Origin of the sequence: Erythrobacter sp. SCSIO 43205, from assembly GCF_019904235.1 — a bacterium.
Taxonomy (GTDB): domain Bacteria; phylum Pseudomonadota; class Alphaproteobacteria; order Sphingomonadales; family Sphingomonadaceae; genus Erythrobacter.
On sequence record NZ_CP063202.1, the window covers coordinates 2,335,821 to 2,351,441 of the forward strand.

12 protein-coding genes are annotated in these 15,621 nt (G+C 56.9%); 4 read left to right on the forward strand and 8 right to left on the reverse strand.

Annotated features, from left to right (window positions below):
- Positions 1–24: 24 nt before the first annotated feature.
- A complete protein-coding gene (locus INR77_RS11035; protein WP_223071105.1) occupies positions 25–2,112 on the reverse strand; it encodes an EAL domain-containing protein in 2,088 nt (695 codons plus the stop codon).
- A gap of 262 nt (positions 2,113–2,374) precedes the next feature.
- A complete protein-coding gene (locus INR77_RS11040; RefSeq protein WP_223071106.1) occupies positions 2,375–4,570 on the reverse strand; it encodes an EAL domain-containing protein in 2,196 nt (731 codons plus the stop codon).
- A 216-nt stretch (positions 4,571–4,786) separates the two neighbouring features.
- On the opposite strand from INR77_RS11040, the gene INR77_RS11045 reads away from it, so the two are divergent.
- Together INR77_RS11045 and INR77_RS11050 are read left to right on the forward strand one after the other, a co-directional pair.
- The gene (locus tag INR77_RS11045) at positions 4,787–6,484 is read left to right on the forward strand and encodes an alpha/beta fold hydrolase (RefSeq protein ID WP_223071107.1); all 1,698 of its coding nucleotides are present in this window, start codon (positions 4,787–4,789) and stop codon (positions 6,482–6,484) included.
- 123 nt (positions 6,485–6,607) lie between these two features.
- A complete protein-coding gene (locus INR77_RS11050; protein WP_255573750.1) occupies positions 6,608–7,453 on the forward strand; it encodes an alpha/beta fold hydrolase in 846 nt (281 codons plus the stop codon).
- Here INR77_RS11050 and INR77_RS11055 read toward each other — a convergent pair.
- Complete coding sequence (locus INR77_RS11055) at positions 7,450–8,355, reverse strand: alpha/beta fold hydrolase (RefSeq protein WP_255573751.1); 906 nt, start codon at positions 8,353–8,355, stop codon at positions 7,450–7,452. The two genes, INR77_RS11050 and INR77_RS11055, sit on opposite strands and share 4 nt — an antisense overlap.
- On the reverse strand, positions 8,348–9,292 hold the full coding sequence (locus INR77_RS15920; RefSeq protein WP_255573752.1) for a glycerophosphodiester phosphodiesterase family protein: 945 nt from the start codon (positions 9,290–9,292) through the stop codon (positions 8,348–8,350). The genes INR77_RS11055 and INR77_RS15920 overlap by 8 nt, the downstream gene beginning before the upstream one ends.
- A 113-nt stretch (positions 9,293–9,405) precedes the next feature.
- Here INR77_RS15920 and INR77_RS11060 point away from each other — a divergent pair, with 113 nt between their 5' ends.
- Complete coding sequence (locus tag INR77_RS11060) at positions 9,406–11,172, forward strand: amidohydrolase family protein (RefSeq protein ID WP_223071109.1); 1,767 nt, start codon at positions 9,406–9,408, stop codon at positions 11,170–11,172.
- A gap of 13 nt (positions 11,173–11,185) precedes the next feature.
- On the opposite strand, the gene INR77_RS11065 is transcribed toward INR77_RS11060, so the two are convergent.
- Positions 11,186–12,277 (reverse strand): DUF2855 family protein, encoded by a 1,092-nt coding sequence (locus INR77_RS11065; RefSeq protein WP_223071110.1) that lies wholly within the window; start codon positions 12,275–12,277, stop codon positions 11,186–11,188.
- A gap of 169 nt (positions 12,278–12,446) precedes the next feature.
- Between INR77_RS11065 and INR77_RS11070 the strand changes: the two genes are divergently transcribed.
- Positions 12,447–13,238, forward strand: a complete 792-nt coding sequence (locus INR77_RS11070) for a peptidoglycan-binding protein (protein WP_223071111.1) — start codon at positions 12,447–12,449, stop codon at positions 13,236–13,238.
- On the opposite strand, the gene INR77_RS11075 is transcribed toward INR77_RS11070, so the two are convergent.
- Genes INR77_RS11075 through dnaN form a run of 3 tightly spaced genes read right to left on the reverse strand, consistent with a single transcriptional unit; the run spans position 13,235 to position 15,427 of the window.
- Complete coding sequence (locus INR77_RS11075; RefSeq protein ID WP_223071112.1) at positions 13,235–13,900, reverse strand: glutathione S-transferase family protein; 666 nt, start codon at positions 13,898–13,900, stop codon at positions 13,235–13,237. The two genes, INR77_RS11070 and INR77_RS11075, sit on opposite strands and share 4 nt — an antisense overlap.
- Complete coding sequence (locus INR77_RS11080) at positions 13,893–14,300, reverse strand: hypothetical protein (protein WP_223071113.1); 408 nt, start codon at positions 14,298–14,300, stop codon at positions 13,893–13,895. The genes INR77_RS11075 and INR77_RS11080 overlap by 8 nt, the downstream gene beginning before the upstream one ends.
- The gene (dnaN, locus tag INR77_RS11085; RefSeq protein ID WP_223071114.1) at positions 14,300–15,427 is read right to left on the reverse strand and encodes a DNA polymerase III subunit beta; all 1,128 of its coding nucleotides are present in this window, start codon (positions 15,425–15,427) and stop codon (positions 14,300–14,302) included. The genes INR77_RS11080 and dnaN overlap by 1 nt, the downstream gene beginning before the upstream one ends.
- Positions 15,428–15,621 lie beyond the last annotated feature (194 nt).

The window sequence follows — 15,621 nt, forward strand, 5'->3', positions numbered from 1 at the left end:
AATGCAACTTAAGGAAGAGGCGATTTACGCAGCCTCAAAACGCGCTTGAGGGGCATAGCTGAACTGGGGCACGCTTCCCTGGCAAAGACCACCGCCTGGCATGGCTTGATAGCTTCCCGGAGAGAGCGCCGCGAGCGGAGCGCCGGCGGCGGACAGGGCATAGGGCGACACGCGGTTGCGGGTGCACAGCCCCCCTGCTCCATCGTCGATTAATGGCTGCTCGAACTCCAAACCCTGCGTGTCTCCATTGGAGCGGATAACCGTCGCAACCGCCAATTGCCCACCGCCAAGATCGACCACGAATTGCGTGCCTTTTGGCACTTCATCAAGCCCCTGAATCAACGCGCCAGTCTTTGAAAGATTGCGCAGCACAACCTCATAGGAATGGTCGTCGTGAATAACGTTGATGCGGCGATAGACTGTGCGGCGCTTTGAACGTCTGATCCGGTCACCGCTCGGCGCGATTTTCCAGTTGTCGCCGACCAGCTCGCCTGCAACCACATCGCGTCCTACTGGCTCTGAGAAGATCGGGCCTTCCATGCGCTTGACGCCGCAATCCTTGAGCTTTGCGAACAGCGAGGTGCTCTCGATCCCGTTAGCGATTGTGTCCATTTCAAGAGCGCCCGCAAGCGCTACGATGGCCTTGATAAGACCAAGCTCGCGCCCGTCATGTTTCTCAGCCTCTTCGACCAGCTTCTCGTCGATCTTGATCGCATCAAACGGCGCACGGCGCAGGTAAGCGAGCGAGGAATAACCACTGCCGAACTCATCCAAAGTAAGGCGAACGCCCAATTTGAACAATTGCGCAAGCGTGCGATCGACCGCGTCGGTGTCGCCGAAGAAAACGGCCTCGCTCACCTCTAGTTCAAGGCGGCGGGGTGGCAAATCGGCATCGGCAAGGGCCTCAGCCACAGTGTCAACAAAGCCATCTGCACCGAACAAGGCCACGGGTACGTTGACCGCCACATTGACAGTGTCCGGCCAATCAGCGGCATTGGCGCACGCCTCGCGAATGGCCCAATTGCCCACTTCGGCAACCTGACTTGACCCGTCGAGGATTGAGGCGAATTCCTCCTCGTCGATTTCACCGCGCTGCTGGTGCATCCAACAGATGTGAGCCTCAAGCGCGCGCACTTCCTCGCTGGCGGCATCGACTATGGGTTCGTACTTTAGGAACAGCTGTTCCTCGCGCACCGCTTCGCCCAGGTTTTCCTCAAGGCGGCGGCGGAACAAGGCCTCGTTTTCCAGCTCGCCGGAAAAGAACCGGTATTGTCCGCGCCCGCCATTCTTGGCAGCGTAAAGCGCAAGGTCAGCAGAGCGCACCACTTCGTCCATGGTGACACCATCGTGAGGCGCCACCGCGATGCCGACGGAACAACCGATGACACATCGCCCCTCCTCAAGCGTGTAAGGCTGCTTGAGCATAGTGATGATTTTCATCGCGATTTCGCCAAGCGTACCGCGATCATCAAGATCTGGCAGCATCACCTGGAACTCATCGCCGCCCAGCCGACCAATTTCGCAATCCACTTCAATCGAGCGCCTCAGGCGATCGGCAACCTGCTTTAGCAACTCATCACCCGCCGCGTGGCCGAGTGTGTCATTGACGTGTTTGAACTTGTCGAGATCGAGCATCATCAGCGCGCAATTGCGCTTGGCTGCTTTGAACGCGGTGAGCGTCGTCTCGATGAGCTGCTTCATCCGGTGGCGGTTGGAAAGTCCGGTGAGCGAATCGAATTTGGCAAGGCGCGAGGTTTCCTCCTCGCGATAATATTCTTCGGTTATGTCCCAGCCCGTACCGCGAAAACCATCGAAGGTGTCGCCCTTGAAGCTGGGTTGGCCCGACAGGCGCAAAACCGCGCCTTCGGGGCGTTTCTCGGCGCGCACGGCAAAGCCGGAAAACGCCTTGCGTGCTCCAAGCATTAAGGCAAGCGATTTCGTGCGGCCATCGTGGTCAGCGGAAACGAAGACGCTCGAAAGCGGTTGGCCGATGATCTGGTCAAGCGGCAGGTCAAGACGCTGTGCAATGGTGCTGGACAAATAGGTGACATTGCCTTTGGGATCGCACGACCAGAACCAGCCAAGGCCCGAGCGCTCAAGGTCATCAAGCATGGCAAGCTTCTCTCCGTTGGAGAGCTCGCTTACCGCTGAGCGCGACGATGCGCCCCCTAGTGATGACAAGAGACCCTTCAAGGGCATCCCCAGCCTGTCCTTTCCGATTGAACAATTAGCCGCTTTAACGGCAGTGCCTATTCATCAGGCGTAAACCCGGTTGGTTATTTTTTCGCTAAGATCGGCAGTTAAGACACGGCTGTTTTCTGACGCGAACCCGGTGAAATTCCACCCGGTCATTCATAGGTGGCCTAACCACTGATCAGCGGCGGTTGTAGGCGTTCATATCCACTTCGACGAATGCGCGCGGCACGGATTGCGAGCCCGTTGTATACGCAGCCACAGCCGAATTGGTGAGCGCCCCAAGCGGTCTTCCCGCCGCCTCGATCTGGTAGGGCGAGACACGGTGCCTTGTGCACAGTCCCCGGTCCCCGTCACTGATCAGTTTGGTTTCAAATTCAACACCCTGGCTAAACCCTTCCGAGCGCCGAACGGTGGCAACAGCAAGCTGTCCATCACCAAGATCAAGGACAAGATCGGTGCCCACTGGTACATCCAGCAAACCTTCGATCCGCGCGCCGGTTTTGGAAAGGTTGCGCAAGAAAACATTGTAGCGGCTATCGCCATGGATGACGCCGATCTTGCGGAATTCGGTGCGCCGTTCAGCGCGGTATTTTTCAGGGCCGCGCGGCTTGAATTCCAGCTCTTTGCTGTCAAACCGATCCAACAATTCATCAATCGAGATCGGGCCGGAGAAAAGATAACCCTGAAGATGGGTTGCGCCGTGGCCCTTGACCATGGCGAGTTCATCTTTCGTCTCGATCCCTTCTGCCACGGTTTCCATTTTGAGAGCTCTGGCCATGCTGACGATGGCAGAGACAAGCGCGCTGTTGTTGTTGTCGTCAGCCGAGCACCCGCGCACAAAGCTTTGGTCGATCTTGATCTTATCAAATGGCGCATCGCGCAAGTAACTGAGCGAGGAATAGCCCGTGCCAAAATCATCCAGCGACAAACGCACGCCGCGTTTTTTGAGCTTTTTGAAAAGCTTGAGCGTGCGCTCCAGATCGCCGACGAAGACGCTTTCGGTTATTTCAAGCTCGACGCGTGCCGGGTCGACACCCGTTTTGTTCAATATGGCATCGACCGTATCGTAAAAGTCTTCCGAGGCGAATTGAATGGGTGACACATTGACCGCTGCGCGCACTTCTGGCGGGCACTTGGAAAGCTGGGTGCAGACCTCTTCGAGCACCCATTCCCCTATTTTGTTGATGATGCCGAGCTCTTCGGCAACAGGAATGAAATCAGCAGGCGATACGCGGCCACGTTCCGGATGTTCCCATCTCAGCAAAGCCTCAAGCGAGGCGATCTTGTGCGTCTTTGCATCGACAATGGGTTGATATTGAATAAGAAACTGTTGTTGCGTCAAAGCATCGCGCAAATCGTCTTCGATCCGCTGGCGCCAATCGGCATTCTGGCTGAGCTCACTTGAGTAGAAGCGATAGGTGCCCCGGCCTGCATCCTTGGCTGCGTAAAGCGCGAGGTCAGCTGCTTTTACCAGCTCGCTCGATTCAATCCCGTCATAAGGCGCAACTGCAATGCCGATGGAACAGCCAATAATCGCACGCGAGCCTTCAACCGAATAGGGTTGGGAGAGCATTTGCACGAGGCGTTTGGACAAATCGCCAAGATCGCCCCGGTCGTCCATATCCGGCAAAAGGATCTGAAATTCATCTCCGCCAAGGCGCCCGATCTCGCCATGGTCACCCAGCAGTTTCTTGATCCGCGTTGCAACCTGCTTAAGCAGCTCATCACCAGCCGGATGGCCGAGCGTATCGTTGACCTTTTTGAAGCGATCAAGGTCAAGGAGCATGATGGCACACGATCGCTTGGACTTCTTGAACGCGGTAAGCGTCTGATCGAGCTTGCGCGCCATGCGCAGCCGGTTGGCAAGCCCTGTAAGCGAATCGAATTGCGCCGCGCGTTCTGAATCGCGGCTCTGTGCAAGGCTCTTGGTGATATCGCGCGCGGTGCCGTGGAACCCTGCGAACTCCCCGTTTGCATCGCGACGCGGGGTCGCTGAAATTTCCCACCAGATTTCTTTGCTCTGACTGGTTTGTACCGTGACATTCAGGCGTGAAATCGGGCTGCGCGAGGCGAGGCGGAATTTGAGTGGACGCGAGGTGGAATCAAGATCGTCTGAATCGCCGGTGGCCAGAAACTGGGTCAACTCGCTCCCGATAAGCGCGTCTCTTTCAGCCCCGATGGCAGCGATGGCTGAATCGGTAAGATAGGTGAGGCGCCCGGCTGCATCGCTTTCCCAAAACCACCCGATATCAGCCGCCTCAAAGCCCGCCAACATTTCGGCGCTGCGCTGTGGATCGAGCGAATGCGCGTCAACGCTCACCGGTGCAGATGCAACCGGCTGCCCTCCCGACAGTTTTGACAGCAATCGACTCATTGGTGACTTAGGCCCTCACTTCACTTCGCTGTGTTAGACGCAAGGAGTGAAAGAACATTAAATTCAAAGCGGCTGCATCGACAATCGAACGAACAAGCAAGGCACAACTGCAAGAATGCCAGTGCCTCGGCAGCACCTTGCAAAGATGACGCAGGCGCGCCATCACATGGAAGTTGGATAAAAAGACAATCGTTCCAATAGCTGAGGGAGAGAAGAATGGTGGAGCCCAAAGTCAAGCTCGAGAACGAAGCGGCTCAATCGACTAATGCGCTTGGGCCATTGGTGGGATTGGCGCGCGAGGACTTCGTAGGGGCGGTTGCGGTGCTGCTGCGCGAAACTGCGTCTGATCCCAAACGGCTGATGAAGCACGCGCAAACCATGGGCGAGGACATGGTCAAGATCGTCACCGGGAAAAGCGACCTTGCCCCTGACCCCAAAGACAAGCGGTTCATGGATCCCGCCTGGCAGTACAATCCGTTTTTCCGGGCTGGCGCGCAATATTATCTCGCCATTCAAAAGGGCATGAGTAACTGGCTTGAAGATCTTGAGCTGGACGAGCTGGAGCGTAACCGCGCGACCTTTATCTCCAACATCATCATCGACAGCCTTGCGCCCACCAACACGCTTGTCGGCAATCCGATTGCGCAAAAGCAGCTGATCAACTCAGGCGGGCTTAGCCTCATCAAAGGTCTGCAAAACGCCTATAACGACATTGTCCATAACAAGGGCATGGTCAGCCAGGTGGACAAGCGCCCCTTCAAGCTTGGCGAAAATATCGCGACCTCCAAAGGCAACGTCGTCCACCGCACCGAGATGTACGAGCTCATCCATTATGCGCCCACAACAGATGAAGTCTATGAGGTGCCCCAGCTCACCATCCCGCCTCAGATCAACAAGATGTATATCAACGACCTTTCACCGGAAAAGTCGATCATCAAATGGCAGCTCGACAATGGGATGCAGACCTTTGTGATTTCGTGGCGCAACCCGTCCAAGGAACAGGGCCATTGGGGCATGGATGAATACATCGCCTCTTGCGAAGAGGCGCTCGAAATCGTCTCTGAAATCTCTGGCTCTAAAACGGTCAATGTATCAGCTGGTTGTTCAGGGGGGCAGACCGCATCTGTGCTGGCGTCCAAACTGGCGGCGACAAACAATCCAGTTCTGGGCACGCTTACCCTTATGGTTTGCGTGCTTCACCCAAAGCCGACCGACCTTGAAGCTGGTTCATTGGTCAGCGAAAACGGCATCCAGATCGCAAAGAAGCGCGCTGCCAAAAAAGGCATTATCAAGGCCGACGATCTTGCGCGCGGCTTTGCATGGCTTCGGCCCAACGACCTTATCTGGAACTATGTGATCAACAACTACCTGCTTGGCATGGACCCGCCCGCATTCGATGTTCTCTATTGGAACTCGGATGCAACGAACCTGTCGGCAAGCCTGATGGGCGACTTCCTGACGCTCTACGAAACACTTGCGTTCTCAACGCCAGGTGAAACCGAAATGGCAGATCACAAAATCGACCTTACCAAGGTAACCGCGCCTTTGTTCATCCTTGGCGGCGTGACCGACCACATCACCCCTTGGAAGGCGACCTATCGCTCGACTCAGCTGTTTGGCTCAAAAGACGTGACCTATGTGCTCTCGCAAAGTGGGCATATGCAGGCAATCTTGAACCCGCCGACCAATCCCAAGGCCAAATATTTCGTGCAGCAGAAGAAAGGCAAATTGCCCGCGACAGCGGACGAGTGGCTGCAAGGGACGCAAGAGGTCAAAGGCAGCTGGTGGCCATACTGGATCGAATGGATTCAAAAGCGTTCTGGCAAGAAAGTCGCGGCGCCCAAAGAGGTTGGCAGCAAAGCCTATCCTCCTCAAGAAAGCGCTCCGGGACTCTACGTTGTTGAAGAAGTCTGATAGGGATCCGTCCTAAAGAAGCGCCAAAGAGCTTATGGGAGGCACAGCCCGCACGGGATCTGCGAGCCGTGTCTCCCACCCTCTTTCACCCAAAGGCGCGAGTCATGAAAGGTTAGGTCGGGCGTGAGTGAAGTGATGAAAGATGCAAGCCTCACCATGGAAGAGGTGGGCGGGCGGACGCTACGGGTTGCAACGTGGAGACTGGATGAGCCTTCCGACCATCTCCCGGTTCTTTTCTTCAATGGGATCGGCGCAAACATCGAAGCAGTGGCTCCGTTGGCGGCGCATCTGACAGAACGTGCGTTCATTATGTTCGATATGCCTGGCATCGGCGAATCGCCTGATCCGGTGGTGCCCTATAATCCCTTCACCATGAGCTGGACTGCGGCTGAATTGCTAAAGAAGCTTGGCATTGCAGAAGTCGACGTGATGGGCATTAGCTGGGGCGGCGGCATGGCGCAGCATTTTGCCATGCAGCATCCGGCGCTAACGCGAAGGGTCATCCTGATCGCGACGAGCGCAGGGATGCTGATGGTGCCGGGCAACCCCAAGGCGTTGACCAAAATGGCCAACCCTCGCCGTTACATTGACCCCGATTACATGATCAAAAACTTCGAGACGCTCTATGGCGATGGCCTTGGCAAATCGAAGGGGAAAGGCGGACATATGTCGCGCCTTAAACCGCCTTCTGCGCGCGGCTATATGTACCAATTGATGTGTATGCTGGGATGGACGAGCGCGCCGGCTTTGCCGTTCTTGTTGAAACAAAAGACGCTCATTATGATGGGCGATGACGATGCGATTGTGCCGCTCGCCAATGGCAAGTTTCTCGATATGCTGATTCCCAACTCTGAGCTCGTTGTGATGAAGGGCGGCGGGCACTTGTTTCTGCTGAGCCACGAGGAAGAGAGCATTGCGGCCATCCGCGAGTTTCTTGACCGGCCAGAGGCTGCAAGCGAAGCGGCTTAAGCCTCCGGCAGCCACTCAGACACAATCGCGTTCACCTGATCGGGCGCATCCTGCTGGACCCAGTGGGATACGCCGGGCAGACGCTTAAGGGTCAGGTTTGGCACCCATTCCTGCGTCCCGTGAGTGCAATGGATGTCAATCGCGACATCTTCCTCGCCCCACACCATGAGTGTGGGCACATCAACACGCAAATCACCAAGATCGACCGTCTCATCGTGTCGTAAAAGCGCGCGGTAATAATTGACCATTGCTCTGCGCGCGCCCGGACGCCTGCTCGCATCGCTGTAAATGCGCTGTTCTTGCGGCCCGAAACGCTGCGGATTGCATGATGTCTTGGCGATCAACTCGCCCACCACATCGCCGCCCTTTCGCGCAAGAAACGCCTCAGGCAGGACCGGCAGTTGAAAAAAGAAGATGTACCAACTCTTCTTTAATTGCCGCCAGTTCTTCAATTCGCGGCGTGCTGGACCGGGATGGGGCACGTTCATGATGACGAGCCGCTCAAGAGTACGCAGCTTTGTTATCGCAAAAGCCCACGCAATAATCGCTCCCCAGTCGTGGGCGAAGAGCGTGACCTTCTTCGCCCCGCTTGCGTCAATCAGATCAGCAACATCGTGTGTCAGGTGGTCCATCGCGTAGTTGCGAACGCCATCAGGTCGATCGCTCGCGCCATAGCCGCGAAGATTGGGCGCCCACACACGATACCCCTTTGCCGCCAGCAAAGGCATTTGGTGCCGCCACGAATAATGCAATTCGGGAAAGCCGTGAAGCATGAGCGCCAAATGTTCCCCCTCGCCCGCCTCGGCGACCTCAAAGGTCAGCCCGCTCGTCTCAACGAACTTCACCTCAATCCCGCTATCGGCAGACGGGGTCCAACTGGCAATGCGGCGCTGTTCACTCACCGCGAGTGATACCGCAAGTGCCGGGGGTCGGCAGACGCTCTGCCTCGGCCAGTGCAATTGCCGCTGCACGCGGGCGGTCTGTGGCGATAATGTCCACTCCGCCTGCGCCAAGTTCGGCATAGCGTTCATCAGTGCCAAAGCGGGCAAACATTGCGTCGAGTGAACGATCAGGACGACCCAATGTCCCAAAAATCACCTCGACGTCCGCTTCCTCAAGCGCTGCGTAGAGGTCCGGCCGCGCGAGGCGTGTCCCGGTAAAGGCGACGATATTCTCTGCAGGGATGCCCGCCTCGACAATCTCTTCCAGATCGCCGGGCGCGTTCACCGAATAGGAAATGATCATTTCAGGCGCGAGTTCATAGAGTTTGAGTGCCTGCGCTTTGGTGTAGGCAATCAGGATCACACCCTGTGCCATTTCGGCAGCGCGGATTTCAGAGATCACTGTTTGAAAATCCGCCGTTCGTTTGAAATCCACTTGGAGGATGGTTTTGCCCTTGGCCCACGCGAGAGTTTCGGCAAATGTCGGCACCTTATAAGGCGTCACCCACCCCGCCTCGTCCACCAGACTAAGCTCAGCCACCTCTTTCCAAGGGACATCGGTAACAGCCCCCTCACCCGTCGTCGTGCGGTCCAATGTGCGGTCGTGCATCAGATAATGCACCCCATCAGGGCTCGCCGCGACATCAATTTCCATCATGGCAGGGACCGCATGGAGCACTGCGTCCATCGTCGGAATGGCATTCTCTGGCAGCCCCGGTGAAGGCCCTCCGCGGTGCGCAGAGATGATCGTCTTGCCCTCAGCCTCAAGGCAATCAAGCGTCGCGGACAGATCGCCCCCTGTCGGCATTTCCCACGGCCCGTTCTTGAATTGCGCCTGAGCAGACGAAGTCACCACAACGCCCGCTGCCAACAGAGCCAGCCATTTGATTGATTTCACGGAATCACCCTCGCTTTCGCGGTTAAACTTAACGCCCCCGCACGTTCGGACAAGCTGGTTGCCAAATCAGTTTTGATGTGAGACTTTCTCAGCCGAGAGAGAGGAGACATATCATGCCAGCTTTTGACCTCATTATCCGGGGTGGAACCATTGTGGACGGAACAGGCGCACAGCGTTTTACTGGTGACGTTGCGGTCAAAGACGGCCTCATCGCACAAGTGGGCACGGTGCAAGGCGATGCCACGCGCGAGATTGATGCGACTGGCAAGATTGTCACTCCCGGCTTTGTCGACATTCACACGCACTATGATGGTCAGGCAACCTGGGATCAGGAAATGGCCCCATCAAGCTGGCACGGTGTTACGACGGTCGTCATGGGCAATTGCGGTGTTGGCTTTGCCCCTGCAAAACCCGACCGCCACGAATGGCTCATCAGCCTGATGGAAGGGGTCGAGGATATTCCCGGCACCGCATTGGCCGAGGGGATCACATGGGATTGGGAAACCTTCCCCGAATATCTGGACGCGCTCGAAAAGCTGCCGCGCACGGTCGATGTGGGCACTCACGTCCCCCACGGAGCGGTGCGCGCCTATGTGCTGGGCGACCGCGAGCAACCAGGCGCTGTCCCGACGGATGAGGACATCAAAGCGATGTCTGACATCGTTGAGGAAGGCGTTCGCGCTGGCGCGTTGGGCTTTTCAACCTCGCGCACTGTGCTGCATAAATCGGTCGATGGAGAACTTGTCCCCGGCACCACCGCCACGCCCGAAGAGCTTGTCGCCATTGGTCACGCAATGGGTCGCGGGCAAAAAGCGGGCGGCCATGCGGTGTTCGAAATGGCAAGCGATTTGAAGCGCGAATGGAACGAATTTGAGTGGATGGGCAAACTGAGCCGCGAGGCAGGTGTCCCCGTCACCTTCGCAGCGCTCCAATCCATTGCCAAGGAATTGCCCCTTGAGGAGCAGATTGCCACCATGCGCGCGCAAAACGACAATGGCGCAAATATCGTTGCTCAAATCGCGCTTCGCGGAAACGGCATCATCATGGGTTGGCAAGGAACAATTCACCCCTTCGTCTATCGTCCAAGCTGGATGGCCATCGCTGATCTTCCGTGGGAGGAGCAAAAGGCAAAACTGTTAGACCCTGAATTCAAAGCGCAATTGCTTTCAGAAAGCAGTGATTATTCCGGCGCGCCGCAAGACATTCTCGAAGTCATCATGGTCGTCACCATGGGCTGGGCGATGCAATATGAGATGGACGAGGATTTCGACTACGAACCCGACGCATCGGCCAGCATTAACGAGCGCGGGCGCGCCGCTGGCGTTGATCCACAAGAATATGCCTATGATCTGCTCTGTCGCGATGATGCGACCGGATTCATCTACCTGCCGATCCTGAACTATGCCGATGGCAATCTCGATTTCCTCCATCCGCTTCAACATTCCGATGACACGGTGAACTCTCTATCGGATGGCGGCGCACATTGCGGCACGATTTGCGATGCGGCCTCGCCTACCTTCATGCTCGAACACTGGGTGAAGAACCGCAAGCGCGGTGATCGCATTAGCCTCGAAAATGCGATCAAACGCCAGTGCCGCGATACAGCGGTGCTCTATGGCCTCGAAGATCGCGGGGTGATTGCGCCCGGTTACCTCGCTGACCTCAATGTGATCGATCTGGAGCGCCTGAAACTGGGCAAACCATGGCTCGCCTTTGACCTGCCCGCAGGGGGCAAGCGCTTGCTGCAAAAGGCGCAAGGCTATGATTACACGATCAAGAACGGCGCGGTGACGTTTGAAGGAGGCAAATGGACAGGCGAAACCCCCGGCGGTCTTATCCGGGGGCCACAGCGCGCAGAGCTGGCCGAAGCAGCGGAGTAGTCTGGGGAGGCCCTTACGGCTCGACCACGATACCTTTTGACGGGTCAAAGGTGCCGCTGACCATCTCAAGGAAGGTCGTTCGCGCCGCCTCAAGCCCTTTGAGGGTTTCAATCTCGACCGTGCCATCAACCGCATCCAGAAACGCGTGCCAATTTTGCGCAATCATCTTGCCGCCTTCTTGGGGGCCATGCTCCTTGAAAAAGGAGACGAAGTGATCAGGCGCGAAGAACAGCGTCGGCTTGGGCCCGGGTAGCTCGCCAGCATCATCGCCAAGCGAGCTGCGCGCCTCGATATGCGTTGCGCCCACGAGGCAGGAATATTTGAGCATATCATCAAAGTGATTGTGCAGCTTGCCAAGCACATCGGCATTGCCCGCAAAATCAACCGTCACCGTCTCACTGATCGGCAAAGTTCCAACCGTTTCATAGGTCACAACCTCATCGTAAAGCCCTGTCTTTTCGACAAACTCCACATTGCCAGCGGAGGTCAATCCAATGCGCTTCACGTCTGGCGAATTCTGCTTCGCAACGCTGGCGAGGCCCATGGCTGTCTTTGACGAGGCGCTGGTGAGGATCACCTGAGACGCGCCGAACCAGTCCTGCGAGCGCATGAAATAGTCGATCACGAACCCCGTCTTGAAAAGCGGCCCATAGATCATGCGCTCATTTTCTCGGGCGGGATCATGTTCTGGATCGGCGGCGAGACGATTGTAGGTGTTGTAGACCGGGCTCATCGGCTGGCGATAATCGGTTGTATCGATAAAGCTCGCGGCGTTCACATTACCCGGCACCACATCGAGCTGCCTTCCCATGGGCAGATAGCCGTAAACCCGTTCACCCACGGCGATGTCATCGCACTTGCTTTCAGTAACGAGCGCGTGCCCCCACATCGGCACGATGCCCAGTCCTTCTTCCTCGGTTTTGGGAGGGAAGAAATTCCAATAGCCAAAGCCATCGCCCACCACCGCATAGGTGACGTTGTTCGCCGTCACCGAGAAGCTTTCCACCTTCAACCGGACTGCTCCATCAGCAAGCTCATCCGAAGGCACTTCAACCAAGGTGGCTTCACTCAATTGGTTTTTGCGAACATGAACTTGTGCGGCCATCAGGGCATCCTCTTTGAAATCACTCTTTGAGCACCAAGCTAAGAACTTTGGCCGGTCAATGAAAGCACTATCCAATGTGTATTTGGTACATTGATGATTGATGGGGCACTTGATACGCTCGCCTGAACAAAAAACGTCTGAAGGTCGCATTTCAAATGGGGGAAATGCCATGATACCACTCGACGCCGATTTTCTGCATGAAGTGACGCCGCGCTTTTCAGGACAACTTCGTCAGAACCAACATGACATAATCGAAGCCGTCGCAGGTGTATTCCAGTCAACGCTGGAAGCTTATGAAATCAACACCATGCTGCGCATTGCTCACTTTATGGGTCAGATTGTGCACGAATCTGCCGGGATGCGCACGACGCAGGAATTTGCCTCTGGTGCCGCGTATGAAGGGCGCCGCGATCTTGGCAACACGCAGCCAGGCGATGGCAAGCGCTACAAGGGGCGCGGTCTGTTGCAGCTTACAGGACGCGAAAATTATCGCGTCTATGGTGAGGCCATCGGGGTTGATCTTGAAGGCAATCCCGAAGCCGCCGCAGAGCCTGCGATGTCTCTCACCATCGCGTGCGAATATTGGAAAAGGCGCAAGATCAATCCTGATTGCGACCGCGACGATCTGATCGCAGTCACAAAAAAGGTGAACGGCGGGACCAATGGCCTTGAGGACCGGCGCAAATATCTGGGCCGCGCAAAGACCGCGCTGCAACGCATTATCGCGCTTGACCCCACGCTTGAAACGCCGCCCGAAAGCCGCCCCATCCTGCGCCGAGGATTACGCGGAGACGCCGTGGTGGATTTGCAGGAATTGCTGCGCAAACACGATATCCCGCTTACGATCGATGGCGATTTTGGCCCCGCAACCGATACCGCGGTTCGGTTGTTTCAGGAGCGCAAAGGGCTGGTCGCGGACGGGATCGTCGGTGCCAATACATGGAAAGCGCTGCTCGCCTAACCCTCACCGCTCCAGCGGGTTGCCGCGATGGATGGACGTTCATGCATGATGTCGAGCCACGCCTTAAGGTGGTCGCATTGCGCAATGCCCACCTCGCCTTGCGGGGTCAGCTCCAACGAGCGGATCACAGGGTACAAAAACACATCGGCAAGGCTGATGCCCGCAGCGCCGGGAGCGCTGGTCCATGCCCCGTCCCTGGCAAGCTCCATTTCCACAAAGCCGATAGCGCGACTGATATTGGGAAGTGCGCGGTTGATCTTTTCTGGATCAAGCTCAACGCCCGCAACCCGGTGCATTAACCAGGGCATGACGAGGCCATGTTCGAATAGCGGAAACAGGTAGTTATTCGCGACAGACACCCATTTGTCCATCACTGCACGCGCCGCCGGGTCGCTCGGTTGAAGCGCGCCCTTGCCCTGTTCCCCGCCCCCATGCCGGTTGTCGAGATATTGCGTGATCGCCACACATTCGATCAATTCGAGGCCGTCGACCTCCACCACGGGCACCTTGCCGAAGGGATGACGGTTCTGAGGGCTTTGCGCAGAAGTCGCGATAGTCTCTTGGCTTAGTCCCACCTCTTCGCAAGCGATCTGAACAATGCGAGTATAGGTTGAGGTAACGGTGCCAAAAATGCGCACGGCGGCGCCATCACTCTCACTCATCGCCCGTTTGTTCGCGCTGCACATCGGCGAGGACGCGGCTTATCGTTTCCATGCGCGAGGCAAATCCGCGGGTGCGAAGCCCGCAAATCTGCTCCATGGTCCTTGCATCTTGCTTGAGGAATTCAGGATAACGCTCTGCTAAAGCGACGTTAATCGGCGTGCCGCGCTGCGCTTCGTAGCGGCCAATAAAGTAGGTCATGGACGCAAGATAGGCGGTCTGAACATCAGGGGTCATCACCCCTTCAGCCTCCCCCATAAGAGAGCCGACATAGAGCGCGCAGTCGAGATCATCTTCGGGCGAGAAGCCCTGACCATTGGTCGATGACGCGGCTTCCTGCGCGCCAGCAACGGATGCGCCCAGGAGCGCAAACGCAGCGATGATTCCCCGAGCGATACGCATCACACGCGCATCGGCATCAGCACATAGAGCGCAGGCGAGGCATCGTCTTCGCGGATAAGCGTCGGCGCGCCCGCATCCGCGAGGTGCAGCTCAACTTCATCGGAATCAAACTGACCAAGGATGTCTTTGAGATAGTTGGCGTTAAAGCCGATCTCAAATCCTTCGCTGGTATAGCTTGCGGCGAGTTCCTCTGACGCGTTACCATTGTCAGGCGACGTCACCGAAAGCGTCACCTTGTCGGTTTCGAGCCCCATCTTCACCGCGCGGGTCTTTTCGGTCGCAATCGTGGCAACACGGTCAACGCCTTGGTGGAAGAGCTTTGGATCGACTTTCAAGAGCTTGTCATTGCCCGTTGGGATGACGCGATTGTAATCCGGGAACGTCCCGTCGATCAGCTTGCTCGTCAGCACAACGCCGCCCTCGCCGCTCAGAGTAAAGCGAATCTTGGATGCCGACAGGTCGATCATGACCGCGCCGTCCAACGCTTCTTCAAGCAGCTTGCGCAATTCGCCAACGGCTTTGCGCGGAACGATCACGTCCGGCATTCCATTCGCGCCATCAGGCTGTGCGATGGTGAACCGTGCAAGGCGGTGGCCATCGGTAGCCGCGGCTTTGAGCACCGGACCATCATCATCCGACACGTGAAGAAAGATACCGTTCAGGTAATAGCGCGTTTCCTCGGTCGAAATGGCAAAGCGCGTCGCATCGATCATTTGCGCCAGAGTGCGCGCGGGGATTTCAAATGATGTCGGCAGATCGCCTTCGACGATCACCGGGAAGTCATCGCGCGGCAGGGTCGGCAGCTTGAAGCGCGAACGGCCCGCCTTGATCACCATCTGGTTGTCAGCCGCCTCAAGGCTCACTTGCGACCCATCGGGAAGCTTGCGCGCAATGTCGAACAAAAGGTGCGCTGAGACGGTGATGGCGCCGGGCGTATTGACCGCAGCCGCGCTCATCGTCTCGACAACTTGCAGATCGAGGTCGGTCGCCATGACCTTCACGCTTCCGTCTTCTGACGCTTCGATCAAGACGTTGGAGAGGATCGGAATGGTGTTGCGGCGTTCCACCACCGATTGAACATGGGACAGACAACGCAGGAGCGTTGCGCGTTCGATCGTAGCCTTCATCAGCTTACCCTATCGCTTTCGTGTTCACGGGGCACTTTCTCAGGCGCGGAATCGCCTGAACACGCCCCTTTCATTCGTGAAAAACCTTAGCGCGGCTGACAATAGGGGCAAGCAGGTAGCTTACACAGGTGCGATTCCCTTGGGGATAAGGGGCACACAAGAGGCGCAGAAAGAGCTCTAAAGCGCCAGAGAAG

Bases quoted from the DNA above. Each gene is read 5' to 3' on its own strand.
- INR77_RS11035 (WP_223071105.1), bottom strand. From the start codon at position 2,112: ATGCTTGATGACCTTGAGCGCTCGGGCCTTGGCTGGTTCTGGTCGTGC.
- INR77_RS11040 (WP_223071106.1), bottom strand. From the start codon at position 4,570: ATGAGTCGATTGCTGTCAAAACTGTCGGGAGGGCAGCCGGTTGCATCT.
- INR77_RS11045 (WP_223071107.1), top strand. From the start codon at position 4,787: ATGGTGGAGCCCAAAGTCAAGCTCGAGAACGAAGCGGCTCAATCGACT.
- INR77_RS11060 (WP_223071109.1), top strand. From the start codon at position 9,406: ATGCCAGCTTTTGACCTCATTATCCGGGGTGGAACCATTGTGGACGGA.
- INR77_RS11065 (WP_223071110.1), bottom strand. From the start codon at position 12,277: ATGGCCGCACAAGTTCATGTTCGCAAAAACCAATTGAGTGAAGCCACC.
- INR77_RS11070 (WP_223071111.1), top strand. From the start codon at position 12,447: ATGATACCACTCGACGCCGATTTTCTGCATGAAGTGACGCCGCGCTTT.
- INR77_RS11075 (WP_223071112.1), bottom strand. From the start codon at position 13,900: ATGAGTGAGAGTGATGGCGCCGCCGTGCGCATTTTTGGCACCGTTACC.
- INR77_RS11080 (WP_223071113.1), bottom strand. From the start codon at position 14,300: ATGCGTATCGCTCGGGGAATCATCGCTGCGTTTGCGCTCCTGGGCGCA.
- dnaN (WP_223071114.1), bottom strand. From the start codon at position 15,427: ATGAAGGCTACGATCGAACGCGCAACGCTCCTGCGTTGTCTGTCCCAT.